Source organism: Labilibaculum filiforme (assembly GCF_002843315.1).
GTDB lineage: Bacteria > Bacteroidota > Bacteroidia > Bacteroidales > Marinifilaceae > Labilibaculum > Labilibaculum filiforme.
Genome location: NZ_MVDD01000010.1, coordinates 109586 through 135527 on the forward strand (window position 1 = coordinate 109586; position 25942 = coordinate 135527).

A 25942-nucleotide genomic window follows, 5' to 3' on the forward strand; every position below is an offset into this window, starting at 1 on the left:
GGAGATTTATTAACGGATAACTTATTATTATTATTATTATTTCAATTGAATGCCAACTTTTTGAGCAGTAGCGGCCCCGAGTGTTTCACTAAGTTTACCTGGCGAGGAGTTTCCAACAATAACTTGATATTCTCCTTTTCTCCAAACTTTATTTCCTTCTGTATCCACTATTTTTAATTGATCGGGTGCTATGGTGAACGAAATGGTTTTGTGTTCTCCTTTTTTTAGCGAGATACGTTTAAAAGCTTTCAAACTGGTAATAGGTAATCCGCCGGTGGTATCTTTCGGACTAATGTAGACTTGTACTACTTCGTCGATATCGTAATTGCCACTGTTTTTAATGTCAACTTCGGCATTTAGTACCATATCTTTTTTTAGCTGTTTCGAATTTAGTTTCAAATTACTGATTTCGGTTTTGGAGTAGGTCAAACCAAATCCAAACGGATACATTGGTTCTTTCGTCATGTATTTATAGGTGCGACCTTTCATCGAATAATCTTCATATGGAGGCAATTGATCCACATTCTTAGGGAAGGTAATGGGTAAATGGCCCGATGGAGAGATGTCGCCAAACAAAACGTCGGCAACCGCATTTCCACCTTGTTCGCCAGGATACCAAATTTGTACAATCGCATCGCAGTCTTCTTCTACTTCTTCCAAAGATATTGGACTTCCACTTGCAACCACTACTACTAAAGGGCCTTTTTTATATTCGATTAGTTGTTTAATGTAGTTAATTTGGTTTTCGGGTAACTTCAAATCTCTTTTGTCACCGATATCCGATGAGGCAATTGCATCCACTTCTTCGCCTTCTTTGTCGGCAGTAAGTCCTACCACACAAATAGTTACATCCGATTCGGCAGCCACGTGCGGGGCCCAGTTTTTGGGGTTGATATTTGCCTGAAAAGGCAATGCTCCTGAACGGTAGTTTAACGAACTTCCTAAGGATACAGCGTCTGCAATTCCCTCTAAAATAGTCACTAAATTAGAACTTACTCCGTAATAACTTCCAATCAGCATATCGGCCGAATTCGCAAATGGGCCAGTAACATAAGGTATTTTTATATCTTTTGATAAAGGCAATGTGTTGTTTCTATTTTTGAGTAGTACAATTGATTTTTGAGCGACTTCTCGTGCCAATTTTACGTGTTCATCGCAATGAATTTTATCAGGACTGATGTTTCGGTAAGGATTATCTGCAGCTTCATCCAACATTCCTAATCGAAAACGTGTTTTAAAAAGTTGCTTGGTGCGTTCGGTAATCAATTCTTCCGTTACTAAGCCTTCTTCTACTGCTTTGTTCAGCAATTTATAGGTGGCGCCACAATTTAAGTTAGTGCCTGCTTTTAGGGCAAGGGCAGCGGCTTCGGTTCTAGTTTTCACAAAATCATGCCCGCTGGTAATACCGCCTATTGCACCGCAATCGGAAGTAATGTAACCATCAAATTCCCAAGTGTTTCGTAAAATATCTTGTATTAAAAAAGTGCTTGCACTTGCTGGTTCTCCATAAACAGCATTGTATGCAGTCATTACACCTTCTACTTTTGCTTCGGTAACTAAGGCTTTAAAGGCAGGTAGGTAAGTTTCGTATAAATCTTGTTTGCTTGGCGAAACGTTAAAGCTATGGCGTAATTCTTCAGGGCCCGAATGAACTGCAAAATGCTTTGCGCAAGCGGCAGTTTTTAAATAGGAAGGGTTTTCGCCCTGCAATCCTTGAACAAATGCAACGCCAATTTTCGACATTAAAAATGGATCTTCCCCATAGGTTTCTTGGCCTCGTCCCCAACGCGCATCTCTAAATATATTTACATTGGGAGTCCAAAAGGTTAATCCAGCATATTTACTGCGGTTGCCCATGCTTTGAGATATAATGTATTTGGCTCTTGCTTCGGTAGAAATTGCGGATGCAACCCGTTTGGCTAATTCTGGATCGAATGTGGCTCCCAAGCCAATTCCTTGTGGAAAGATCGTGGCTTTACCATTCCGTGCAACTCCGTGCAAGGCTTCGTTCCACCAGTCATATTCCGGAATATCGAAACGGGGTAGGGAGGTCGCACTATTTGTTAGTTGACTAATTTTTTCATCCAAAGTCATTTGGGAAACTAAGTTGTCTACTCTGTCTTCTATCGACATCGAAGGATCTTGGAAGGTGAAATCCACTTCCTGAGCATTTGAATTTGCAATAGCAACTAGTAGGAAAATGGCTAATACTACTAATTTGTGAATACGATTCATATCTTATTTTTAAAATTTTTCACTGGAATTTAAGAAACATCTATTTTTAATGTTTCTGCTTTTCTTTAATATTGTAAATCTAGCAAATGGAATATCGTTTTTGCCCGTATTGCACTATTCAATTCATATGCAGTTTGCTGTTTTCACTAGACAATTGTTAATCTTTATTTATTTGTAACTAGACAATTGTTTTTCTGTTTCTATTAAAAAGCAGCTTTGTTTATTCTTATTATATTTGTTATCATGATTATTATCAGTCGTTTGTGTGTTTTTGTATTTTTAGGGATTACAGTTTTTCTGTTTTGTACTGGCTATACAAATTCAAGTTTTCAAAAGAAGGACATCAATAAAGACTATTTGGATACTATTAAACTAGGTTTGGATAAAGTTCAATCGGATCCGGAAGAAAGTTTGAAATTACTTAGGGGAAGTTATGAGTACTGCATGCAAAAAAAAGACTTTGAGAATGCTGTTCATTGTTTAATTGGTATTACCGATGTGGAACGATTTAGAGGAAATTATAATATTGCTTTTGAAAAACTTTGGGATGCATTGTTATTGGCAGGCGAGAAGCAGATCGATCATAAAAATGTGGTGATCATTCATCGGAATATTGGCATTCTGTACGGCATTTTTAATAAGGATAGTGCCGCCATAAATCACTTAAGTATTGCACTAAGGAAAACTAAACTTCTTAAGGGAGAGAAGATGAGAATATCGGAAACAACGGCTTCTTATTTTAGCCTAGCTTCTATCTACCGAGACAATAAAGAATACTCGGTAGCATTGCAGTATTTAGATTCTTGCAATTTATTAAATCCCGAAAAGGCTCTGCCTTATGTCGAAACTGATAAAGGATATTTGTATTTGAAACTTGGCAATTTAAAATTGGCCGAAAAACATCTAATAAATGCAAATAAGAACCTTAGTATCACCGATGAACGGTATTTGGCCGTAAATTATTCTTTTCTGGGTGATTTAAAGATCGAACAAAACAAAACTGATAGTGCACTTTATTTTTTCACTACCAGCTTAAAAACTATAAATGCTAAAAAGGCATTTGTAGAGTTTAAACCAGAAATACTTCGAAAAATGTCTTTATTGTATTTGTCGAAGGCAAATTATGGGAAAGCATATAATTATTTAAATGCTTCCGCAGAAGTTTCGGATAGTTTGTTTAATGCTAAAAGTGAAAACAATAGTCAATTGTTCGAAATTAAAAACAAGTACAAAGAAACACTCATCGAGAAAGATAAATTGGTTCAAAAGCAAATCTCTCTTATCAAACAGAAGAATACAACACAGGTTTTGTTAAAGTTTTTAATTGGATTTATTTTACTGATTGGAATTTCGGGTTTTCTACTCATTCGGCTTCGGGCAAAACTGCATAAGCTTAATTTGAAACAGAGAATGGAAAAGGAGAAAAATAGTGCCATTTTGGATGTGAAAAGTAAGGAGCTTACCACATATGCATTGCAAATGATCGATAAAGAGAAAGTGTTGCATGAATTGTTGGAAACAATAAAAGAAGTTGCGCCTGGTAAATACAGCGTTTTATCTAGTAAATATTTAAATCGAAATAGTAAGTTGTGGAACGAGTTTAATATGCGTTTCGTGGAAGTGAATAGCGATTTTTATGCAAAGCTACGGGAAGAGTATCCAAATCTTACGGCAACCGAGCAAAAACATTGCGCGCTTATTAAATTGAATTTCGATAGTAACGAAATGGCTCAAATTTTGAATATTTCTTTGCAAAGTGTTCATACTTCCAGATATCGTATCCGGAAAAAAATGAATATTACCAGAGAGCAAAGTCTAAGTTATTTTATCGCGGAATTGTAGCTTACGAACTTAAACAAAAAAAAGCTTATAAAACAAATGTTCTATAAGCTCTTTTGGGATTATCTCCAATTGTGATCCCTCTGGGGTTCGAACCCAGGACCCCATCATTAAAAGTGATGTGCTCTACCAGCTGAGCTAAGGAATCATCCTATTTTTTAAAGACTTTGTTTGTCTTTTGTGATCCCTCTGGGGTTCGAACCCAGGACCCCATCATTAAAAGTGATGTGCTCTACCAGCTGAGCTAAGGAATCATCCTATTTTTTAAAGACTTTGTTTGTCTTTTGTGATCCCTCTGGGGTTCGAACCCAGGACCCCATCATTAAAAGTGATGTGCTCTACCAGCTGAGCTAAGGAATCTGATAAACTTCGTTTTTTAAAGCGATGCAAATATAGAGTGATTAAATTTAAATCGCAAACTGAAAATAGCAGAATTATCTATATTTTCCAAGTGGAAGTGAAGTCGGTTTGCTTTATTGTATTGGTTCGTAAATTGATAGTGGAGTGAAAAAAGAGTCAGAAAAAATGTCATTTTTTTTTAATCGCCCTAAATTCCTTATGATAATGGACTGTTTTTTGTGTCGTGGAGCTTTTTTATTCAAGCATAGGTTTGCCGAAAATTCGTGTATTATCCACCATAAAACTTCATTTTGCTGTTTTTAAATTTCAATACATTAAAATATTTTTAAATTTGTACCCATTAAAAAATATCGGAATTTACTTTCTTCCACTTATAATCTATTAATATATATTCCTAATGGAACAAAAAATTGTTGTGATTACAGGGGCTTCTTCTGGAATAGGAAAAGCATTGGCTTTAGAATTTGCTTCGCGCGGATCGAAAATTGTTTTGGCAGCAAGAAACCTCGAGAAATTAAAAGAGGTAGAGAAAAGTATTCTTGCTTTAGGAAGCGAAGTTTTAACCGTTAAAACAGATGTAAGTGTTGAGGAGGATTGCAAGAACTTGATTACAGAGACGGTAAAACGATTTGGCGGTGTAGATGTATTGATAAACAATGCAGGAATTTCGATGCGAGCTCTTTTTACAGATTTAGATTTATCGGTAATCAAGAATTTAATGGATGTTAATTTTTGGGGGACTGTCTTCTGCACTAAATTTGCAATGCCATACATTACCAAATCAAAAGGTTCTGTGGTAGGTGTAATTTCGATTGCTGGTTATATTGGTTTGCCTGCAAGATCGGGGTATTCCGCTTCTAAATACGCAATTCGTGGATTTTTAGATACACTTCGTGTCGAAAATCTAAAAACCGGTGTTCATGTGTTGGTTGCAGCTCCTGGTTTTACTGCTTCAAATGTTCGAAATGTTGCTTTAACTGCTGATGGTTCTATGCAAGGGGAAACTCCTCGCGACGAAAGTAAAATGATGAGTGCCGAAGAATGTGCCCGCTTAATTGCCAAGGCAGTGGTGAACCGCAAACGGGAATTGATCCTAACATTTATGGAAGGGAAATTAACAGTTTGGTTAAAAAAATGGTTTCCGGCTTTATTAGAGAGGCTTATCTATAATCATATGGCTAAAGAACCTAATTCTCCCCTAAAATAGGAAGGGAAACAGGTTCGAAAAGTGTAATTTCCGACAACTATTTTTCTTAATGTAACCTTTAAAGGGGATATCAGTATACCGCGTTATTGTGATAATTTTGCAATTATTACTACTGCTACTACATAAAACAATGGATAAATCACATTTTAATACGTTTATCTTCTCCAATGCGGATAAGATCTACTATTACGTATATTGCTTATTAAGAAATGAGGAGGAAACCCACCAAGTGGTGAGTCTTACCATTGAACAGTGTTGGATGGAGCGAAAGAAGTTTAGCCACACCGATATGATTTATGTGTTTAAAACTGCAAGGAAATTAGCAGCTGTTAAGGCTTCGGGGGCTGAAAATAGAATGGAACTAAGTTATACCGATAACCTAGAGAATGCTACGAATCCTATTTTGTCACGTTTTTGTATCTTAACGCAAGATTTATCGCCCCTGCAAGCCGAAGTAATGTGTTTGCGTTCCATGGTACGATTACGAATGGATGATATTTCAATTCTTGTAGGATTGGGAATAAATAATGTTCAATCTATCTTATCCGTGGTGCGAAAAATAATTCGAGCCAGAATAGATCCTAATGGCATTTTAAATGATTTGAGAAGGAATGAGGTTTTGACAAAGTATTATTCCGGAAAATCTACAATTGAGGAGGAAGAGCAACTTCGACTATATTTTTCACGAATGGATTTATCGGATATAACTGTGGCAGACAGAGAACATTTTCAACTATTCTTAAGAATAGGAAATGCTCCAATGCCAACCGATTGTTCCGATCGTTTACTATTGAAAATAAAGGAAATACAAAATAGAGGGTGGCGAAGTGCTTTCCTGAAATTTTTTAAGTAGCAGGAAAGCAGGCTCTTTAAATTTACAAATCAGACTTAGCATCGGCTCCGTCAAAAAACTCCCGATGAGGGGGATTTGAGTTCAAGTCGTACAATTCGGCCCATTCCATTTTTACTCGAAAGAAAACTAAATTAGGATTATCCACAGATTGGTAAATCTCTTCTAAAGATTGACCTTCTCCAAAAATTTCTACTTGTATTTTATCCGAAACATCGAAAAAGGCTGTGCCTGCAACGCGAATTGAAATTTTGTCGTGCCAGCTTACCATTTCAACTTTAGGATTTTCTTTTAATTGCAGGTAAACTTCTTTATTTTTTGCGGTAGCAAAATATAAGTCTTGTTCTGTTAATTGCAGAATTTGAAAGATTCTTACCTTAGGACTTCCTTGATCATTAACTGTCGCTAAAGCAAGATCTCTGTGTTGGCTAAGTAATTTTATTAAATCCTTCATAAGTATAAAAATTAGTTTGCGTGACTTTATTCCAAACGTTCATTAAGAGATTTGAACCCTTTGCCTAAAATTTCATTTGTTTCCATTACTGAAACAAAAGCTACGGGGTCAATAGAATGAATGTAATCTTGTAACATCGATAGTTCTCGTCTATTTACAACAATAAAAATTATCGATTTTTCCTTTAAATCAAGTGTACGGTTGCCTTTTATAATAGTTCCATTAAGGTTAAAGTCTTCAGTAATTTTTTTTCTGATTTCTTCATATTTATCCGAAATAATAAATAATGCTTTTTCGTATGTAGAACCTTGTAAGGTGATATCGGTAACTTTTCCAATAATAAAAAGAACAATCCAGGAATACAGCGGAATTTGCCAATCTATTTTAATGTATAAACTACTTAAAATAATTAAAGAGTCTACATAAATTACAAGTTGCCCAAGAGGAAGTCCAGTATATTTTGCACCAATCATTGCAATAATATCTGTTCCAACCGAACTAGCTCGTGCCTTAATTACTAATCCTAAACCAAATCCAATAAAAATACCGCCAAAAATACAGGATAGTAATACATCATCCACCAATGGAATAAATCCCCACCAAGTACTCACAACATCTATAAATAATGCGCATAAAATGAAGGATATAAAGGTTTTGATGCCAAAACGGGGACCTAACAATTTTATACCTATCAAACACAAAGGAATGTTGATGGCTAAACTTGCTAATCCAACAGGAATACCTCCACCGTACTTTCTAAACAAATCATTCGAATAATCCATGAATTGATAGAGTAAGTTGGAGAAAAAACCATCGTAATCGGCAGGGTTTAGCGTGCCAAAAATACCATGAGGGAATAATCCTATGGTGAGTTTGTTTATAACAATACCTAAACCGTAAACGCTGCCTGGCACAATTCCATGTGGAATAATAAAAAATACAAAACCAGCAGCCACAACAAATGCGCCGAAAATTAAAATGGTATAATTATAAAACCATTTGCCTGAAAAAGGAATGTCTTTTTGTATAAAAGTCAAAGCGATTATGATTTATGAGGTTGAAATAAATTTTTAAGTCTTTCTAGTTTTTTACAAAATAATAGTTTTTATTGATATTTATTGAGCTTTCGCAGATATTTTTCTATTAAAATAAATTGAATTGGTATTGTTTTGTTAGCAAAGAATTGATTGTTTTGCATCACGATTAAATACGATAAACTATGAGGGCTAAAATTAGTAAGTTACTAATGCAATTGTGTGGGTGGAAATATATTGGGGATATGCCACAGGTGAAGAAGGCTGTGGTGATTGCGGTTCCGCATACTTCAAATTGGGATTTTGTTTGGGGAAAACTTGCTTTTTTATCCAATAACATTCCTACAACTGTATTAATGAAAAAGGAGATGTTTGTATTTCCTTTCAAATATATTTTGAAAGCTTGGGGAGTAATTCCCGTTAATCGCTCCACAAAAGGAAATATGACTGATGAGTTGGCTAAAGAGTTTGCTGCTCGCGAGTCTTTGTATCTTTCTATTGCACCCGAGGGGAGTCGCAGCCTTCGTTCCGAATGGAAAAAGGGTTTTTACTATATCGCACTTAAGGCGAATGTTCCTATTTATTTGGCCGAAATAAATTACGAGGAAAAAACCTTAACTTGTGGCGAAGCTTTTTATCCAACAGGCGATATAGAGAAGGATATGCTAAAGATTAAAAGTAAATACATTAATTGTAAACCGAAATATCCAGCAAATTTTACAACTGGATTGTAATTGTAGAAAAAAGTATGAGCAATACTCTTAGAATTAGTTTGGTTCAAGTGGAATTAATTTGGGGAAATGTGGACGAGAATCTTTCCAAAATCTCGAAATTACTGTTGCCTCTAAAAAATCAGACGGATTTAATTGTTTTGCCCGAGATGTTCTCATCAGGTTTTATGATGGAGAACAAAAATCTAATTGCTCCAAAAGCTAAGGTCACTCTAAATTGGATGCAGAGTCAAGCTAGAGAATTAAATGCAACTCTTCTTGGAAGTATAATTGTTGAAGAGAACGGAGCGTATTTTAATCGCTTGTATTGTGTCGATGGAACTAAAATTATTTGTTCTTACGATAAACGCCATTTGTTTAGAATGGGAGAGGAGCATCATCATTTTTCAGGCGGTAACAATCAGGTTATTTTTAAGCTTGGTAAATGGAGAATTCGTCCTTTAGTATGTTATGATTTGCGTTTCCCGGTATGGAGCCGTAATCGGAATGATTACGATATTTTGCTGTATGTTGCTAATTGGCCGGAAGCACGCAGAGAGGTTTGGAATACTCTTTTAAAAGCTAGAGCCATAGAGAATCAGTCATTTGTGGCTGGCGTAAATCGGGTTGGAACCGATGGGTTAGGACTTTCCTATGCTGGAGATTCTGCTCTTTTTAATGCAAAAGGCAAGCTTGTTGGGAAATGTGCCGATCATAGCGAAGCAATTACTACTCTTTCTTTAAATTTAGAGGAACTAAATGAGTTCCGAAGAAAATTCCCCGTTCATTTGGATGCAGATTCATTTCAAATAAGCTAAATCATAACATATATTCATCTGATTAATAGCGGATTGTTACTTTATTGTAACAATATACTTCTAATGCGCTTGTAAAACTAAGCTTATAGTTATATATTTATGTCTAAGAAACTATCCTAAAATAAAATTGATGAAAGAATTAACTCGGGCAGAAGAACAGGTGATGCAAATCCTATGGGATCTTGAAAATGCATTTGTGAAGGAAATCATTGAGAAAATACCGGAACCCAAACCTGCTTACAATACTATATCTACAATTACCCGAATACTTGAGAAGAAAGGTTTTGTTAGTCATATCGCTTATGGCAAAAGTCATCAGTATTTTCCATTGATGGGAAAAAAAGAATATACACGAAAATTTATGAAAGGCTTTGTTCGCAATTATTTTTCGAATTCGTATCGTGATATGGTTTCATTTTTTGCGAAAGAAGAGCAAGTAAGTTTATCGGAATTGGAAGAGGTGAAAAGAATGGTTGAAGAACAAATTAAAAAGCAAAGCAGATAAGTTCCTACTAAATGGTGACAGGCATAATCTTATATTTTTTGCAATCGGCAATATGCATGGCTTTTTTTTATGCCTTGTATTGGTTGTTCTTAAAAAGGGATACCTTTTTTAGAGTGAACCGACTATTCCTTTTGCTTACATTGTTTGCCGCTTTATTAATTCCAACATTAGAAATCCCATTTCAGCCCGAACCTAAAAGTAGTGTCGAAAATCCATTGCATGTATTAGATGCTGTTGTAATAGCATCGCAGCAGTATTTAAATAGTAATATGCTCGAAGAGGTTGTTGTTACGGTAAGTGTAAAAAAAACCTTTACATGGTACCAATACCTTGGTGTAGCTTATATTGTGGGCGTATTCCTTTTCTCAATTCGGTTTTTTATAAATCTATTTCAGTTGTTTTCTTGGACCAGAAGTAGTCGAATTGTTTATGAAAAAGGCTTGCGATTGGTAATCATGAATGATAATTATCCTCCTTTTTCGTTTCTAAATTCGGTCTTTATTAGTAAGGATGATTATCACAAAGAAAACTTTACCTCCATTATAGCCCACGAAAGAGTCCATGTGGATCAACTTCATACTTTCGATTTATTGTTGATTGAAATTCTTACCGTAATTTTCTGGATGAATCCGTTTATTTGGTTTTATAAGTCATCCATTCAGGAGGTGCATGAATATTTAGCCGATGATAAAGTGGTGAACGAAGCTGTGAATGCCAACGAGTACAAGATGCATATTGTGAATCAATTCGCAGGAGGAGATCTGTTTCGCTTGGCTAATAATTTTGGTCAATCAACACTGAAAAAAAGGATCTCGATGCTTGGTAGAATAAAAACACCAAGAATTGCATTAATAAAACTGTTACTGATTGTACCAATTTTTGTTGTGTTATTATCCGCTTTTGCGTTTACAATTAAAGAGGAGGAAAAGTTAGATACTGAATTCTCATTCAAGGAGTTATTGCCTGTTGATTTAAATGTATTTTCCTCTTTACGAAGAGAACCTTCCTATTTTTTCGATGAGTCGGAAACTCAGTTTGCTAGGCCAATTTTCACAAAAAAAATTAATAAGCTAGAGTATAAGGAGACAATTAACGCCGAAGAGGTAAAAGTAATTACGGATGAAATGCCTGTATTTCAGGGTGGTACTATGGCTTTGCAAAAATATCTTGCAAATCATATTAAGTATCCTAAAATTGCTCAAGAAAGAAAGATTGAAGGACGTGTGTTTGTTTCCTTTGTGATTAATAAGGAAGGTAAAGTTGTTAACTCCACTATAGCGAGAGGAGTTCATCCAATTTTAAATAAGGAAGCCTTAAGGGTTGTGTCAACGCTTCCAAAATGGAATCCTGGAAAAAAAGACGGAGAATTGGTAAATATAGCCTACACAATTCCTATTAATTTTCAGTTGAGCAACTTGTTTGATAAACCAATTAATTTGCCAGATCCATTAGCTACAAGAATTAAGAATTCGTCGGATTATCATCTAAACAATATTCTTGATATTAAAGCTAATAGTGAATATGTTCTTGTTGAGAAAATGCCACAATTTACCGGAGATAATGGAAATTTAAGAAAGTATATTGCAAAAAATATTCAATATCCTATTTTGGCTGCCGAGCAGGGCTACGAAGGGCAAGTTTTTGTTCAGTTTGTTGTGAATACTTTAGGGAATGTTACAAAAGTAAAAGTTATAAAAGGTGCAAATGTTGAATTAAATAAGGAAGCTATGCGAGTAATTAATAACATGCCTAATTGGGTGCCCGGAGAGCAACATGGAAAAAAAGTTGAGGTTAAATATACAATTCCTATTCGTTTTTCTTTGAACTAATAAATTTTTTTACGTATATTAACTAAGAAATTAGTTATAGAACTAATTTCTTAGGAATAAAATAAAACCAATTTATATTGTCTAACCAAAAAACCTTTATTATGGAAGTTAAGAAAAACCCCCGCTATGATTTGGAAAAGAAACGAGGTTTATTTTTACAAATCGGATTACTATTTAGCCTTGTGCTTGTTTTAATGGCATTCGAGTACGAGACAAAAGTAGAAGAAATTGCAGTTTTGGATTTCGATGTGCTGGAGGAAATGGATGAGATTATTCCTATAACCGTGCAGGAAAAACAAGCGCCCAAAGAGGTGCCAAAGATTAAAGAATTAATATTAACCGAATTAACTTTAGTTGAGGATGATGTAGATGTGGATGATTTGGAAATAATTGATTCTAATGTATCTGAAGATGACACTTACGCTATTGCTGATATTAGAGAAGAGATAGAAGAAGTGGAAGATGTTCCTTTTGTGAGAGTAGAGCAAATGCCAATTTTTAATCCCTCTAGAAATTCGACTTATGACGAAGGATTAAAGGATTTGTTTATTACCATGCAAAAAATGACAAAATATCCGATGCTGGCGCAGGAAAATGGGATTGAAGGGAAAGTGTACGTTCGATTTGTAGTTACAAAAACAGGAAATATCGAACAGATTCAGGTAATGAGACCGGTTGATCCTTCTTTAGATAAAGAAGCCATTCGAGTAGTACAGAATTTGCCAAAGTTTAAACCTGGAATGCAAAGAAACAAACCAGTAAGTGTTTGGTTTAGTGGATATATTTCGTTTGTATTACAATAGGTCTATTTTTTTAAACTCTATAACTAAATAGTTAGTTGTAGAGGATTGAAAGTCACGATACGTTTCATTAAAAAATCACGATTATGCTAGAGAAAAAGAATCCCCGATATAATTTAGAGAAGAAAAGAGGTTTATTTCTACAATTTGGTTTCTTAATTAGCTTTCTATTTGTGTTAATGGCTTTTGAATATAAAGTACCGATGAATGAACCCGATGATATTGTATTTGATACGATTGATGATATAGAAGAGATTGTATTGACGACATTTAGCGAGCCTGAGAACAAAATAGAGCCACCTAAAGTAAAGAGAATAGAGTTGCTCGAGCTCTTGATTATTGAAGAGGAGCCCGAGGTGGAATATATTCCTGAGGATTCGTTTGGAGATCCTAATGAGGAAATATTGGAACAGCCGGTTTATGTTGAAGAAATATCAGATGAACTAAGTCCTTTCGTAAGTGTAGAGGAAATGCCAATTTTCAATCCTAAAAAAAATAGTACTTACGAGGAAGGATGTAAAGATTTGTTCGTTACCATGCAAAGAATGGTTAGGTATCCAATACAAGCTCAGGAGTCAAATATTCAAGGTAAGGTGTATGTGAAATTCGTAGTTACTTCCGATGGAACTATTTCAAATATTCAGGTGATTCGTAAGGTAGATCCATTGCTTGATGAGGAAGTTATTCGTGTGGTACAAAACTTACCAAAATTCAAACCCGGTAAGCAGTTTAACAAAAAAGTGCCTGTTTGGTTTTCGGGTTACGTAAATTTTGTTTTGCAATAAGTTTGGTTGTGCCTAAGGGCTTAAAACTTGCAACAATTACAGCTTAATTTCGTATATTTAAGTGTAAACGTTCTTTGTATTCATCCTCTTAATTAGGACTTAAGCTGAATATTTTAAATGTTTTGGTGATGTTCAGTTTTTTGTCACTACTGATACTATGCTTTAATTTTTAAAATAGTTTGCTATGATTCCCAAAAAGAATGAAAATGCTGATCTGGAAAATCGAAAGTCATTGTTTTTTGAAATAGGTTTGGTTTTGGCCTTAGCATTAACTTTAATATCTTTTGAATGGCCAACAAAGGTGCGTGAGGTAGTGGAAATTAAACAATTGGTGAATTTAAATTTAGACGAAGAACTAATTCCAATTACCAGGCAGGAAGAGCTTATGGAGAAGCCAAAATTACCTCCCAAAATGCAAATAATCGATGTGATAACCATTGTGGAAGATGATGTAGAGTTAGAAAATGAACTCGAAATTGTAGAGGAAAGTTTTAGTCAGGAAACGGAAGTAGAGATTGTTAAGCAGGAGGTTTTTGTAGAAGAAGAGGCGGATGATGAAGCAAAAATTTTTGTGATTGTTGAAGAAATGCCAATTTTTAGGCCTGATATCTGCAAAAACAATATTGAAGGTAATTTGGAATTGTACAGATATATAAATTCAAGCATTCGATATCCTGTAATAGCTCAGGAAAATGGAATAACAGGAAGGGTTTTTGTTAGTTTTATTGTTGGGAAAGATGGTAGTGTTTCCAATGTAAAATTGCTTAGAGGTATCGACCCATCACTAGATCAGGAAGCTTTAAGGGTAATTCGAAATTTACCTAAATTCGAGCCTGGCAAACAAAGGGGAAAACCAGTAAAAGTTTCCTACTCTTCGGTGATTAATTTTGTTCTTCAGTAGTTGAATTATAGTAGCAATGTATATAAGTAAGGCCTGCTAAGTAGTTTAGCAGGCTTTACTATTTTTATAGAATTATTGATTGTATTTTTTTAGCATTGGCGTGTTTGTTTAATAGATCGACAGCTAAATTTATAGCCTCATATAATCCTGTTTCGTCTTGAAAACTAATAATAATCATGAGGAAGTTTTTACAGGTTTGGTCGATTTGGGTTCGTAACGAATCACTTGTAGGACTGCCAAATGCTCCTAAATCATCCCTGAAAATGGGTAGTTTCTCAATATTTAAGCTTCCACGTCCAATTCCTTCGTATGCTTCGTTTGCCTTCCCAATTCCAAAACGGACTGTTCCTTCTATTTTATCAGCATTGTATCCGCCTATCGAAAAGCCACTTTTAATAGATACTAAATTTAGCAGATCTACAACATTATTTATTTTGTATAATCCTTTTCCATTCACAATTCTACGTAACAGAGATTCTGCGGATAAGCGATACCTGCTAGGGTCTTTTCCTACGGCTCGATACCCTTTTTTCGAACTATTGATACTAGGAATAGTTGCAATGCCTGAGATGGCTAAATTCTGTTGGAGGTGTATTGTGTTTTCATTAATTATTTTCCACAAATCTGGACATTCTTCTTTCGTATCTACTTGACATTGAATAACTCCTAGACGAAGTGATGGACAAATTTGTTTTAGTTCTTCTTCTATTTCAATTTTAGTCATATTTATTCTCATTTGCGATTCAGCGTAGTAAGGGATTTTTAATTCAGATGCAAAATACAGATTCTAGTCTTTTTTATCGCAAAAATTAATTAGAATAAATTTTGTTGTGGGATTACGAAAAATACTATCATTCACTTTTTATCAGAAAAGATATTCGTTAACTTTAGATAATAACGACTGAGGATATGACTAATAAAACAGTGTTAATAACCGGAGCATCAAAGCGAATAGGGAAGTTTATTGCTTTACACTTGGCCGAAAAAGGGTTCAATATTGCCATTCATTTTAATAAATCGAAAAGTGATGCTATTGCTTTGCAAGCAGATTTAATGACTAGGTATCCGAATCGGAAATTTAAAATATTTAAATGTGATTTGAATTGTGTCGAGGAGGTAGAAATTTTGGTAGATAAAGTTTTATTGCATTTTGAAAAGATAGATGTTTTGGTGAATAATGCATCGGTTTTTGATGCTGGAGTGGTTCGCGAAACATCCATTAATTTGTATCAAAATCAAATGAATGTGAATTTGTTTGCTCCTTTTATTTTATCGCGAGATTATGCAATGAATACAAAAAAAGGAATTATTGTTAATTTTTTAGATACCAGAATATCAAGTAATTCAAATTCGCATGCAGCTTACTCGTTATCGAAGGTTGGATTGGCTCATTTAACGAAAATGACCGCACTTGAATTTGGACCGGATATTCGGGTGAATGGAATAGCACCTGGCGCAACTCTTCCTCCGGTGGATCAGGGTGAGGAATACCTGCTTCGCCTGGCGGAAAAAACTCCGATGAAAGTTTCTGGAGGAATAGAACCAATTTTGCAATCATTGGATTATATTTTGGCAAATAAACACCTAACCGGGCAAATATTATATTGCGACGGAGGGGAACAACTCTTATAATTTAGACTTTATGGCAATTATTCGTGTGAAAAATTTATTGATTAGAACGTTTATCGGATTTAATGAGGAAGAGTTGCGTAATAAGCAAGATGTTGTAATTAATATGACTATAAGAGCCGATGTTGATATGGCGATTGCTAACGATGAGGTGGAAAATTCATACAATTACAAAACCATTACAAAAAAAGTAATTGTTCTTGTGCAGGAAGGTCAATTTAAAATGTTGGAAAATTTAACCCAACAAATATTAGATGTAATAATGGAAAATCCTCAGGTAGAGTGGGCAAGGGTGGAAGTGGATAAGCCTCATGCTTTGCGTTTTGCAGAGTCGGTATCGATTGAATTAGAGGCTTATAGGAAGGATGTTTCTTGAGTGCAAAATTTCACTAAAGCAATATATAATGAACGATTGTATTGTAGGTATAGGGTCGAATATTAATCCAACAGAAAATATTCAGAAGATGTTATGTCTTTTGTCAAAAGATCATTTGCTAAAAAAACACTCCAAATGGATAAGGACAGCACCTATTGGTATTACCGATCAGGATGATTTTATTAATGGAGCTGTTCGTTTAAAAACGCAACATTGTAGAGAGGAATTTAATTTGTATTTGAAACAATTGGAAGATAAAATGGGAAGGGATAGAAGTCTTCCTAAATTTGGACCACGAGTAATCGATTTGGATATTGTGGTTTGGAACAATGAAATTGTTGACGAGGATTATCATCGTAGAGATTTTCTAAAAAAATCGGTAGATGAGTTACTCTTTGGTTAATTTTTGTTTCAACTTTTTTGCAAGTACAATATCAGCCGGAGCCCAGTCGATAAAATCAAGTTCTTCAGGATGAATCCATTTGTAGTTTTGGTGAACCTGAAGAATAAATTCACCTGATAGATGCTCAACAAAGTAAGCTAATAAATGTATTTGTTTATTGCCATAATCAAATTGGCTATCTCCTAAATAGTCAAGAATCTTGGTTTCGATACCAAATTCTTCCAATAATTCTCTTTTTAAGCATGCTTGAGCCGTTTCGGATGCTTCTATTTTTCCACCCGGAAATTCCCATTTACCTGATAAATCATCATTTTTGCTTCGCTGGGCAATAAATACCTTTCCGTTTTTAAGGATTACTGCAGCTGTAACTTTAATTGCTTTCATGTTTTGGAGGAGGAGGTTGTTAATTCTTCCAGTAAGTTGGAAGCCATACGAACCAAATTTACACAGGACATTGTGTAGTTAAATTTAATATCGAAACAGCTGATGTATTCCGAGTTTTCTTTAAAACGCGTTATGAATTCTTGAGCTAATTCAGGCTTGTCTTTTAGCAACTCCAAGCCAACTTGGTATGCTCCACAATTGCCATCTTTGGCTTTGCCATTCCCATATTTTGAGAACTCATTTATATCATCGTTACTTATCTTATTTTCCTCTTGAAAAGCTTTAAAGATAGCTTGAGCACAATTGTAATAAACTGGCGGTTTGTGGAAATATTTTAAGGCTATATCGGCCTTTGTTTTTTTATCTGTAAAGCTCATTGGTTGAGATATTCCTTTGGTAACAGACAAATGTAGGATTTTCCAAATACAATCACCAAAGATTAAAATGCTTCTTCAACATGTGTTAGATACGTTTTTGTTTTGTATGGTAATTTATAATCGATCTATTATCTTTTATATCTCTAGTTCTTTATGATTTGCATAAATTCGGGGGCTAAAGAGATATAGGAGTAAAATAGGGTAATCTATTTGATCTGCCTTTTATGTATTTAATATTTTAGAATTAACCCAGTAAATACTATTAATTTAATTATTATGAATCTATTTATGAAAAGAATTAGTGCATTGTTTTTTGCAATGCTGTTTGTCGTAACAGCTTTTTCGCAAAATAAACTATGGAGTGTTGATTTGAAGGAGGCATTATACGAAGTAGGATGGATTAAGCAATCAAATGAAGGTTTTATTATTGCATCAGGTGCAAAAGGACTACTTGCAATGAACAATGAAAATGGTGAGATTGTTTGGCACAACAAAGAGTTTAAAGCAGTTGACAAAAACAGTTTTATGGCCATTGATGGCTTACCTATTATTTATTTTGAATATGCTCCAGTTGTAGGTAAAGTAAGAGGGATCTTAATGAACTCAAGTAATGGTGATGTTTTGTTTGACACCAAGGAGGATGGATATAGAATAAAAGATTTTACCCTTATTCCAGATCAGGGGATCGTATTATTTGAATTACTAAAGGATGATGAGCGAAACCTAATGAGTTTTAGTCTTAAAACTTGGAAAAAGGAATGGATTGCTGTTGTTGGAGAATCAAAAGGATTGCTTAATAAATATTCAAAAGTAAGCTATATTGATCATGGACCATTTTTTACCAATGAAAATAATTTAGTGATTGGAATAAAAGATGAAATTTATGCAATTAATTCAACTAATGGAGAAATTACTTGGAATTTTAAAGCTGATAAAAAAATTAATGCTTTGGTTTTTTCTGAGGCCAACAATAGCTTGTATGTTGGGGTTAAAAAATCAAATAAGCTGAAAGTTTTAAATCCAAATAGTGGCGAAGACATTACTCCAGGTAAATTAAAGTTGAAGGGAACGCTCGTTGATGTAAGAGCTGATATAGATGGAAATTTGATTCTTGTAGAAACAGAAGGATTCAATATTATTGATCTGAAAACAAATAACTTTAAATGGAAGAAAAGTTTTAAAATCGACTTTTTAGAGGAAGTTATCCCTACCGACAAAGGATACATTGCTGTTGGTAAAAATGAAAAGGAAGGTTCTGTTGCTTTAGTCGACATGGAAGGGGATAAATTATGGGAAACTAAAATTAAAGGATACTCCTATTATGTGACTCCAACTGCTAAGGGTGTATTATATATTTCTACGGAAAGATCTAATATTTTAGATTTTGAAAAAGGAAAAGATGTTTGGGATAGAGATGTGAAATTTAAAGCAATACCAGCTGTTGCTTACGATGAGAAAGAAGATAAAGTGATTCTTTTTGAGAATGAAAATGCTTACAAATTTGATTTAAATACTGGTAAAATTGAACTTTTTGCAGAAGATGTAGAACTAGAAAATGTGAAAAAGAAAACACCCCTTTTAGCTGAATATATCGAGGGCGCGGGCTATTTGTTAAGCACAGGTCAGCACTTATCATTATTGTCACCTTCAGGAAAAATTATTTATACTAAATATTTTGAACCAGCATCAGATTTGGGTGGTTTAAAACAAGCGGCGCAACTTGGATTAATGCTTGCGGGTGTCGATTTCGATATTCAAGGAAGTTTAGATAATATCAAGATGCTGTCTTCATTATCTAATGGTGCTTACAGAACTTCTTCTGATCAAACAGATGGAACTTCTGAAACAAATGTAGTTGGAGGCTTATATTTAGAAACAACAGATGGAAATATGGCTCCAGTAATCGAAATTACTAAAACAAGATTTTCGAATTCAAAATCAATAAAATCTCACAAGTTTATTGTTACTAAAGTTAACGATGAGACTGCAGGAACTAAACATTTTATTTATAAGGTAAATAAAACAACTGGTGAAGTTGATGTTCAAATTGAATTGATGGATAAAACACCAGATTATGTGATTGATGAAGTTGAAGATGTAGTTCTTGTAAATGAAAAAAATCATTTGATTAGTGCCTACAAATTTTAATTGAAAAATCGAGTTGGAAATGATAAAGGTTGTCTATTGGCAACCTTTTTTATTTGGTAGAATATTGAAGTTTTAGAGTGTTGTGTTTATTTTATTTTTGAATCTACCTTATTGATTGATAAACAATTAAATATATTATCTCCTAATCTTTTATTTTGTATACTTACTCTTTTTAAAATTGATAATCAACTAGAATATAAAGTAAAGACGTGAAATGTATCACGTCTTTATCTTTTACATAAAAATCTTAATTAGTACTAAAATAGTGATTACTACTAAACTAATAAGAATTGCAATTTTATTGCCGTGTTTTTGCTCAATACTGTTGTCTTCTAGCATATAAGTAAAGTTTTTATATGATTTAGACGAAACCTTAGCGGGTAGGTAACTGATTTTCACCTAATTTATTTTTAATCGAAAGATTACAATTGCCTTGTTATTCTATTGCAATTATTCAACGTCGATAAAATTACAATTGTCCTCACTAGTAGCTATTGGTTTTTAGGATATTGTATTGCCTTTCTTGATTATTTAATTGCTCTCTTTAAGTACGAAATATTACATTTCTCTATTCTGAATTTCTAGTTTAATTAAAAAAGATTTTTTGGCAATTACATAAATGATCGGAGATAAAATGAATGGTACAATTACTAATGAAAATAGTCCCAAATTATTTAAACTAACATATATTCCAAGGAACAAAAGTAGAATAAGCATTATTGCAAAAGCTATTAATACTCTTTTAATTATTTTAGCTTCTTGTTGAAGTTGTTCTGTACTAATGTTTGTAAGGTCTGGTTCCTGTAAATTAAATTTCATAATTGTTATTTTAATTTTTCAATTTTTTCTTTTAGTAAATTAGTTTTCGATTCATTACTTATCGAAAAAGTTTTGGAGTTTTTTTCCGAAAACTCCAAAAGTAATAAAGATTTTTCGTAATAATTTAAGCCATTCTTTATATCGCCTGTAGCAATATTCAATTCTGCTTCAACAAAAAATAGTTCCGATAATATTTTTAAATGCTCGTTGGTGTAATTGTGTTCGGTGAGCAAATTTTCGCTCATTTTTTCTTTGGGTAAGTTTCTAAAAAACGAAGCGTCTTCTTTTAAAAAATCGCGATAAGCATTTTCCAGTAGTTTATGAGCTTGCGATATATCTCCTTTTTTAATCATACCTAAAAGGAGAGCGATTAAATCTGCAATCATTTCAATCATTCGCATTATAAAATCTTTCTGATACATAATTTTGATTTGGAGCGTTTTTTTTCAGTGGTAAAAATAATCAGAAAAGATGAAGAAGTATATCTATTTGTTGAATGTTTTTTGTTAATCAGTGGTGTTTTTGTAAATTCGATTTTTGCAAATAGAATCAATAGCTTCGTATTTGGAAGTTCTAATTAATTTATAAAAGTTTATTATTATGTCGTATGTGGATCGGTGTAGGGAGTTGAAATTGGCATTTGAGAGAGGAGAGTCGGAGTTTGATAATATGGAGTTTAAGGAGTATCAATTTCATTCTTCAGCACACGATATTTTGCCGGGTAAAATCAATTATCAGTGCGAAAGTCATGAATTAGAGCTTACCGAAAATTTATTTACACAGAACGATATTGGCGAAATACAGGATGATGTTCATATGCATGATGTTGTTATTGAAGAAAATCGGAATTTTAGCTATAATATTTTAAAACCAAAAGGAAAAGAAAAGCTAAAAAAGCTAAGCTTTATTTTTCATGGATTTAATGAAAAGACTTGGGATAAATATTTGCCTTGGGGGCAAGCTATTTGTGAGAAAACACAAAGCGCAGTTATTTTTTTTCCTATTGCATTTCATATGCAACGCGCACCAAAGCATTGGAGCGATAAAAAGGCAATGTTTGAATTAAGTAAAAAGCGAAAAGCTCAATTCCCAAATATTATTGGTTCTTCCTTATCGAATGTTGCTATTAGTATGCGTCTCCATTCTAAGCCACAAAGGTTTATTTGGTCGGGTTTGCAAACTTATTACGACATCATTCAGTTTATCGAGGAGTGTAAAAGTGGTAAGCATGAGTTAATTGATAAGAATTTTAGCTTTGATATTTTTGCTTACTCTATTGGCGGTTTTTTGGCTGAAATTCTTAAGTTGACCAACTATAAAAATTATTTTAGCGATACTAAATTGTGTTTGTTTTGCAGTGGTGCTGTATTTAATCGATTGTCTCCTGTTTCTAAATTTATTTTAGATAGTGAGGTTAATGTTGCTTTGTACTCCTATTTGGTGGAGCATTTTAGTAGTTTTTTAAAGAAAGATAATCTTTTGCATCATTACCTAGAGGAAGATCATTTGGAAGGAAAGGTATTTCATACCATGCTGGAATATAAGTCGATGAGAAATTTTAGAGAAGATTTGTTTAGGAAGGTAGAAAATCAGATTTATGCGATTGCTTTAAAAGGAGATTCTGTATTCCCAACCTACGAGATTGAAAATACCTTAAAAGGGGCTTCCAGAGATATTAATATTGTAGTTGAAGAACTTGATTTTGGCTATTCCTATACGCACGAAAATCCATTTCCAATGAATAAGTCAACGTCTGGAGATATTGAAGAAAGTATAGATCTTGTTTTCACGAAAGTTTGCGATTTTTTTAATAGGAAGTAAACGAAGGCGCAAGTGGTGAGAACGGAATTAGATAAATTAGTCGATTTGCATTCAATTTTTGTAAGTTTCGAAGAATAGTTAGAACTTTAAATCATGAAAATAACAGATAAAACAGCTCTTTTACTGATTGATCTTCAGAAAGGATTTGAAGATATTGGGTATTGGGGTGGAGGTAGAAATAATCTTAATGCTGAAAAAAATGCAGCCAAGATATTAAAGGTCTGGCGAGATAAAAAATTACCTTTATTTCATGTTAAACATTGTTCTGCCTCTCCACAATCGCCTTTAGCTGAAGGAAATATAGGAAATGAATTTCTGGAATCGACCAAGCCATTGCAGAATGAACCAGTTATTAAAAAAAATGTGAACGCGGCTTTTATTGGAACTGATTTAAAGCAAAGACTTGATGATTTAGGAATTAAAAAACTTGTAATTGTTGGATTGACTACCGATCATTGCATATCAACCACCGTTCGCATGGCAGGTAATTTTGGCTACGAAACTTGTTTAATTGCTGATGCTACCGCTACTTTTGATAAGATCGGTGTGAATGGTGAAAAATTTTCTGCTCAGTTAATTCATGATACTGCATTGGCGAGTTTACACGAAGAGTTTGCAAGCATTTTGACTACAGATGTGTTTTTAAATCTTTTAAAATAAAGGGTTTCTTTTATTGCACCAAGGCATTAAATAATACTTCAATCGGATGCAGAGCTATCCGTTCCGTTGCATCTTTTATTTGATGGCGACAGGAGGTGCCCGAAGCTACTATTAATGTTGTTTTAGGTGTTTTTCGAACCTCTGGTAGTAGCACCAATTCGCCAACCTTTATACTTAACTCGTAATGTTCTTTTTCATAACCGAACGATCCGGCCATGCCACAACAACCAGATTGTATTTCGATAGCAGTATAGTTTTCGGGAAAGCTTAATATCTCTTTTATTGGTAAGGAGGATGCAAGTGCTTTTTGGTAACAATGCGTATGAAATTTTACTTCTTTTTTTGCGTTTGTAAATTGTTCTTTTTTTATGTTGCCATTTTTCATTTCCTGATATAAAAATTCCTCAATGGTAAAGGTGTTTTTAGAAAGGTTTTTAGCATCTTCTACCATATCTGGAGTAACCAATTCGGGGTACTCATCACGAAAAGTAAGAATTGCAGATGGTTCAATTCCAATTAGTGGGTTTTCTGCAGAAATAACATTTTTAAGCAGGTTTACGTTTTTTATTGCTAGAAATTTAGCTTTTTTCACCAATCCTTTCGATAAATAAGTTCTACCACTTTCCATGTGTTTTGGAATAATAGCGTGGTAGCCAAGCTTCTCAAGTAACTGAATTGCTTTAATTCCAATTGGCGTATCGTTGTAGTTTGTAAATTCATCAGCAAAAAGATATACTTTCTTCTTATTCGATTCTTTGTATGAGTTAGCATACCATTTTCGAAGTGTTGTTTTATGTAACTTGGGAATGCTTCTTTCTTCGGCAAAGCCAAGCTTTTTTTTCACTATTTTACCTAATGTAGAGTGCTGATTTATAGAATTAAACAAGCTGGGAGCATAACTTCCAAGCTTATTTATTTTTGAGATATTGGCAATTAGTTTACTTCTTAGTGGAATTGGATTTGAATCGTAATATTGTTGTAGAAATTCGGCTTTTAATTTTGCCATATCAACGCTCGACGGACATTCGGATTTACAAGCTTTACACGACAGACATAAATCTAAGATATCGTATAATTCTTTGTGATTGAATGGATTACTATTGTTGGAATTGGTAAGGAATTCACGAAATAAATTGGCGCGAGCTCTGGTTGTCAATTTTTCATCAAGCGTGGCCTGATAACTCGGGCACATTCCCTTCCCTGTAATGTGAGTGTTTCTGCAATCACCTGATCCGTTGCAACGTTCTGTAGCCCGAACAATTCCCATATCATTAGAGAAATCGAAGTAGGTTTTTATCTCTCGTGTTTTCTGGTTGGCTTCGTAACGCAAATGCGTATTCATTTTTGGAGTATCAACAATTTTACCAGGATTAAAGATGTTTTTAGGGTCCCAACATTGCTTGATATCACGCAAAAGCTGGTAGTTTTGTTCGCCAATCATAATGGAGATAAATTCACCACGAAGTCTTCCATCTCCGTGCTCACCACTCAACGAACCATTGTATTTTTTAACCAGTTTAGCAGAATCTAAACCAATAGCATGAAATTTTTCCTGATCACGGGAGTCTTTTAAATTTAGCACCGGACGCATGTGAATTTCTCCGGTTCCGATATGGGCATGAAAGATGCATTGTATTTCATGCTTCCTCATTAAATCCTTAAAATCGGCAATGTAATCGTACAATACTTCTGGGTTTACCGAAGTATCTTCAATAAGAGAAACGGGTTTTGCATCTCCTTTCATATTCGATAATATCCCCAGAGCTGATTTTCGTAGATCCCATACACGAGTCATATTTTCGACTCCTGAAACGATAGGAAAATGATATCCGAGTTTTTTCTCACGAAATTCGGCTTCCATTTCTTTAGCAATATTCTCGATCTCGCTTTTTGTTTCTCGGGCAAATTCGATGATGAGTAACGCTCCAGGATTTCCCTCTAAAAAGAATCGGTTTTTTGCTTGGGTAATATTTCCTTCGGTTAATTTTAGAATTTGATCATCCATTAATTCGACAGCACCCGGTTGGTATTTTAGAGCAATAAGATTGCCTTGAATTGCATCCTCCAAATTTTCGAAATGGGCACAAATCAAAGCTTTTTCTTTTGGAGGAACAGGAATTAAGTTTAATTTCATTTCTGTTGTGAAAGCCAATGTTCCTTCCGATCCAGCTAAAAGCTGACTAAAATTAAATGCTTTTCCGTTGGAATGAAAAGGAGAGGAGGATGCTAATATATCAATGGCATAGCCGGTATTTCTTCTTTTAATTTTTTGGTCGGGATATTCTTTAGCAATAGATTGCTGATTTTTTTCTATGGAGAGAATGCTTTTTATTTGTTGATATAGTTTCGATTCCAAGCCATTGTGGACTTTGCATTTGTGTTCAAATTCTTCATTGCTTACCGATGAAAAAATCGCCTTGTTGCCATCACTCAAAATACAACTTACTTCAAGAGTGTGATCGCGAGTGCTTCCATATATAATGGAATGCGATCCGCAGGAATTATTTCCTAACATTCCGCCAAGCATACATCTGCTACTGGTGGAGGTTTCGGGACCAAAAAATAAACCGTAATTTTTTAAATGCAGATTTAATTCATCAAGTATTACACCTGGTTGCACACGTACCCATGCTTCCTCTTTGTTTACCTCTATAATTTTAGTGAAGTATTTCGATATATCAACCACAATACCATCACCAACCACTTGTCCGGCTAGTGAAGTTCCGGCGGCTCTTGGAATTAATGATAAATTTTTATCAGATGCAAATTGAATTAGCTGTTGTAAGTCAGCTTCGGTCTTTGGATAACAAACTGCTAGGGGAAGAACCTTATAAGCAGAAGCATCGGTAGCATAGATTAAACGAGTGGTGATATCGCGATGCAGTTCGCCAGCCAATTTTGCCTGAAGTTCCTCAAATTGAAAGCTTTGTTTTGTTGGTTCCATAGAGTTGGTGTGACTGTGGTGATTGATTCTCTAAAAAATGAAATTACATTTTTA

The 25942-nt window shown here is 34.2% G+C and carries 25 protein-coding genes and 3 tRNA genes; 16 read left to right on the forward strand and 12 right to left on the reverse strand.

Features of this window, described 5'->3' with window-relative positions; translation table 11 throughout:
- Window positions 1–36 precede the first annotated feature (36 nt).
- Window positions 37–2235 (reverse strand): glycoside hydrolase family 3 C-terminal domain-containing protein, encoded by a 2199-nt coding sequence (locus BZG02_RS14075; protein WP_101262083.1) that lies wholly within the window; start codon window positions 2233–2235, stop codon window positions 37–39.
- A gap of 243 nt (window positions 2236–2478) precedes the next feature.
- Between BZG02_RS14075 and BZG02_RS14080 the strand changes: the two genes are divergently transcribed.
- The gene (locus tag BZG02_RS14080) at window positions 2479–4077 is read left to right on the forward strand and encodes a hypothetical protein (protein ID WP_101262084.1); all 1599 of its coding nucleotides are present in this window, start codon (window positions 2479–2481) and stop codon (window positions 4075–4077) included.
- 72 nt (window positions 4078–4149) lie between these two features.
- Here the strand turns inward: BZG02_RS14080 and BZG02_RS14085 are convergent.
- From BZG02_RS14085 to BZG02_RS14095, 3 genes are all read right to left on the reverse strand, one after another.
- Window positions 4150–4222: transfer RNA gene (locus BZG02_RS14085), tRNA-Lys, on the reverse strand.
- Window positions 4223–4255: 33 nt separating this feature from the next.
- Window positions 4256–4328: transfer RNA gene (locus tag BZG02_RS14090), tRNA-Lys, on the reverse strand.
- 33 nt (window positions 4329–4361) lie between these two features.
- A tRNA-Lys gene (locus BZG02_RS14095) sits at window positions 4362–4434 on the reverse strand.
- A 397-nt stretch (window positions 4435–4831) separates the two neighbouring features.
- Between BZG02_RS14095 and BZG02_RS14100 the strand changes: the two genes are divergently transcribed.
- Both BZG02_RS14100 and BZG02_RS14105 read left to right on the forward strand, forming a co-directional pair.
- A complete protein-coding gene (locus BZG02_RS14100) occupies window positions 4832–5641 on the forward strand; it encodes an SDR family oxidoreductase (protein WP_101262085.1) in 810 nt (269 codons plus the stop codon).
- Between the two features lie 130 nt (window positions 5642–5771).
- On the forward strand, window positions 5772–6494 hold the full coding sequence (locus tag BZG02_RS14105) for a sigma-70 RNA polymerase sigma factor region 4 domain-containing protein (RefSeq protein ID WP_101262086.1): 723 nt from the start codon (window positions 5772–5774) through the stop codon (window positions 6492–6494).
- 22 nt (window positions 6495–6516) lie between these two features.
- On the opposite strand, the gene BZG02_RS14110 is transcribed toward BZG02_RS14105, so the two are convergent.
- Together BZG02_RS14110 and BZG02_RS14115 are read right to left on the reverse strand one after the other, a co-directional pair.
- Window positions 6517–6945, reverse strand: coding sequence for a pyridoxamine 5'-phosphate oxidase family protein (locus BZG02_RS14110; protein WP_101262087.1), 429 nt, complete (start codon window positions 6943–6945; stop codon window positions 6517–6519).
- A 26-nt stretch (window positions 6946–6971) separates the two neighbouring features.
- Entirely contained in the window at window positions 6972–7982 is a 1011-nt protein-coding gene (locus BZG02_RS14115) for a YitT family protein (RefSeq protein ID WP_101262088.1), read from the reverse strand.
- Window positions 7983–8164: 182 nt separating this feature from the next.
- On the opposite strand from BZG02_RS14115, the gene BZG02_RS14120 reads away from it, so the two are divergent.
- From BZG02_RS14120 to BZG02_RS14150, 7 genes are all read left to right on the forward strand, one after another.
- Window positions 8165–8713 carry a 1-acyl-sn-glycerol-3-phosphate acyltransferase gene (locus BZG02_RS14120; protein ID WP_101262089.1) on the forward strand — a complete coding sequence of 183 codons (549 nt, stop codon included), beginning with the start codon at window positions 8165–8167 and terminating at the stop codon, window positions 8711–8713.
- Between the two features lie 14 nt (window positions 8714–8727).
- The gene (locus BZG02_RS14125) at window positions 8728–9507 is read left to right on the forward strand and encodes an amidohydrolase (protein ID WP_101262090.1); all 780 of its coding nucleotides are present in this window, start codon (window positions 8728–8730) and stop codon (window positions 9505–9507) included.
- A 130-nt stretch (window positions 9508–9637) separates the two neighbouring features.
- Window positions 9638–10012 (forward strand): BlaI/MecI/CopY family transcriptional regulator, encoded by a 375-nt coding sequence (locus BZG02_RS14130; protein WP_101262091.1) that lies wholly within the window; start codon window positions 9638–9640, stop codon window positions 10010–10012.
- 56 nt (window positions 10013–10068) lie between these two features.
- Entirely contained in the window at window positions 10069–11841 is a 1773-nt protein-coding gene (locus BZG02_RS14135) for a M56 family metallopeptidase (RefSeq protein ID WP_180335732.1), read from the forward strand.
- A 101-nt stretch (window positions 11842–11942) separates the two neighbouring features.
- Window positions 11943–12644 carry an energy transducer TonB gene (locus BZG02_RS14140; RefSeq protein ID WP_101262093.1) on the forward strand — a complete coding sequence of 234 codons (702 nt, stop codon included), beginning with the start codon at window positions 11943–11945 and terminating at the stop codon, window positions 12642–12644.
- A gap of 83 nt (window positions 12645–12727) precedes the next feature.
- Window positions 12728–13426 carry an energy transducer TonB gene (locus tag BZG02_RS14145; protein ID WP_101262094.1) on the forward strand — a complete coding sequence of 233 codons (699 nt, stop codon included), beginning with the start codon at window positions 12728–12730 and terminating at the stop codon, window positions 13424–13426.
- Window positions 13427–13610: 184 nt separating this feature from the next.
- Window positions 13611–14327 (forward strand): energy transducer TonB, encoded by a 717-nt coding sequence (locus tag BZG02_RS14150; protein WP_101262095.1) that lies wholly within the window; start codon window positions 13611–13613, stop codon window positions 14325–14327.
- 64 nt (window positions 14328–14391) lie between these two features.
- Here the strand turns inward: BZG02_RS14150 and BZG02_RS14155 are convergent, their stop codons facing one another.
- Window positions 14392–15051 carry a B3/B4 domain-containing protein gene (locus BZG02_RS14155; protein WP_245868097.1) on the reverse strand — a complete coding sequence of 220 codons (660 nt, stop codon included), beginning with the start codon at window positions 15049–15051 and terminating at the stop codon, window positions 14392–14394.
- Between the two features lie 185 nt (window positions 15052–15236).
- On the opposite strand from BZG02_RS14155, the gene BZG02_RS14160 reads away from it, so the two are divergent.
- Genes BZG02_RS14160 through folK form a run of 3 tightly spaced genes read left to right on the forward strand, consistent with a single transcriptional unit; the run spans window position 15237 to window position 16735 of the window.
- Window positions 15237–15959 (forward strand): SDR family NAD(P)-dependent oxidoreductase, encoded by a 723-nt coding sequence (locus BZG02_RS14160; protein ID WP_101262096.1) that lies wholly within the window; start codon window positions 15237–15239, stop codon window positions 15957–15959.
- A 10-nt stretch (window positions 15960–15969) separates the two neighbouring features.
- A complete protein-coding gene (gene folX, locus BZG02_RS14165) occupies window positions 15970–16332 on the forward strand; it encodes a dihydroneopterin triphosphate 2'-epimerase (RefSeq protein ID WP_101262097.1) in 363 nt (120 codons plus the stop codon).
- 28 nt (window positions 16333–16360) lie between these two features.
- Window positions 16361–16735 carry a 2-amino-4-hydroxy-6-hydroxymethyldihydropteridine diphosphokinase gene (gene folK / locus BZG02_RS14170; RefSeq protein ID WP_245868098.1) on the forward strand — a complete coding sequence of 125 codons (375 nt, stop codon included), beginning with the start codon at window positions 16361–16363 and terminating at the stop codon, window positions 16733–16735.
- Here the strand turns inward: folK and BZG02_RS14175 are convergent.
- Complete coding sequence (locus BZG02_RS14175) at window positions 16721–17119, reverse strand: (deoxy)nucleoside triphosphate pyrophosphohydrolase (protein WP_101262098.1); 399 nt, start codon at window positions 17117–17119, stop codon at window positions 16721–16723. The genes folK and BZG02_RS14175 overlap by 15 nt on opposite strands.
- Window positions 17116–17496: a C-GCAxxG-C-C family (seleno)protein gene (locus tag BZG02_RS14180; protein ID WP_101262099.1), complete on the reverse strand. Its 381-nt coding sequence runs from the start codon at window positions 17494–17496 to the stop codon at window positions 17116–17118. Before BZG02_RS14180 ends, BZG02_RS14175 begins: the two co-directional genes overlap by 4 nt.
- 288 nt (window positions 17497–17784) lie before the next feature.
- On the opposite strand from BZG02_RS14180, the gene BZG02_RS14185 reads away from it, so the two are divergent.
- Complete coding sequence (locus tag BZG02_RS14185) at window positions 17785–19644, forward strand: hypothetical protein (protein ID WP_101262100.1); 1860 nt, start codon at window positions 17785–17787, stop codon at window positions 19642–19644.
- 558 nt (window positions 19645–20202) lie between these two features.
- Here BZG02_RS14185 and BZG02_RS14190 read toward each other — a convergent pair.
- Both BZG02_RS14190 and BZG02_RS14195 read right to left on the reverse strand, forming a co-directional pair.
- Window positions 20203–20463 (reverse strand): hypothetical protein, encoded by a 261-nt coding sequence (locus tag BZG02_RS14190; RefSeq protein ID WP_101262101.1) that lies wholly within the window; start codon window positions 20461–20463, stop codon window positions 20203–20205.
- Between the two features lie 5 nt (window positions 20464–20468).
- The gene (locus BZG02_RS14195) at window positions 20469–20885 is read right to left on the reverse strand and encodes a hypothetical protein (RefSeq protein ID WP_101262102.1); all 417 of its coding nucleotides are present in this window, start codon (window positions 20883–20885) and stop codon (window positions 20469–20471) included.
- Between the two features lie 178 nt (window positions 20886–21063).
- Between BZG02_RS14195 and BZG02_RS14200 the strand changes: the two genes are divergently transcribed.
- Together BZG02_RS14200 and BZG02_RS14205 are read left to right on the forward strand one after the other, a co-directional pair.
- Complete coding sequence (locus BZG02_RS14200; protein WP_101262103.1) at window positions 21064–22284, forward strand: DUF6051 family protein; 1221 nt, start codon at window positions 21064–21066, stop codon at window positions 22282–22284.
- Between the two features lie 93 nt (window positions 22285–22377).
- A complete protein-coding gene (locus BZG02_RS14205; protein ID WP_101262104.1) occupies window positions 22378–22944 on the forward strand; it encodes a cysteine hydrolase family protein in 567 nt (188 codons plus the stop codon).
- A gap of 10 nt (window positions 22945–22954) precedes the next feature.
- Here BZG02_RS14205 and BZG02_RS14210 read toward each other — a convergent pair whose 3' ends face one another.
- Complete coding sequence (locus BZG02_RS14210) at window positions 22955–25888, reverse strand: FAD-binding and (Fe-S)-binding domain-containing protein (protein ID WP_101262105.1); 2934 nt, start codon at window positions 25886–25888, stop codon at window positions 22955–22957.
- Window positions 25889–25942 lie beyond the last annotated feature (54 nt).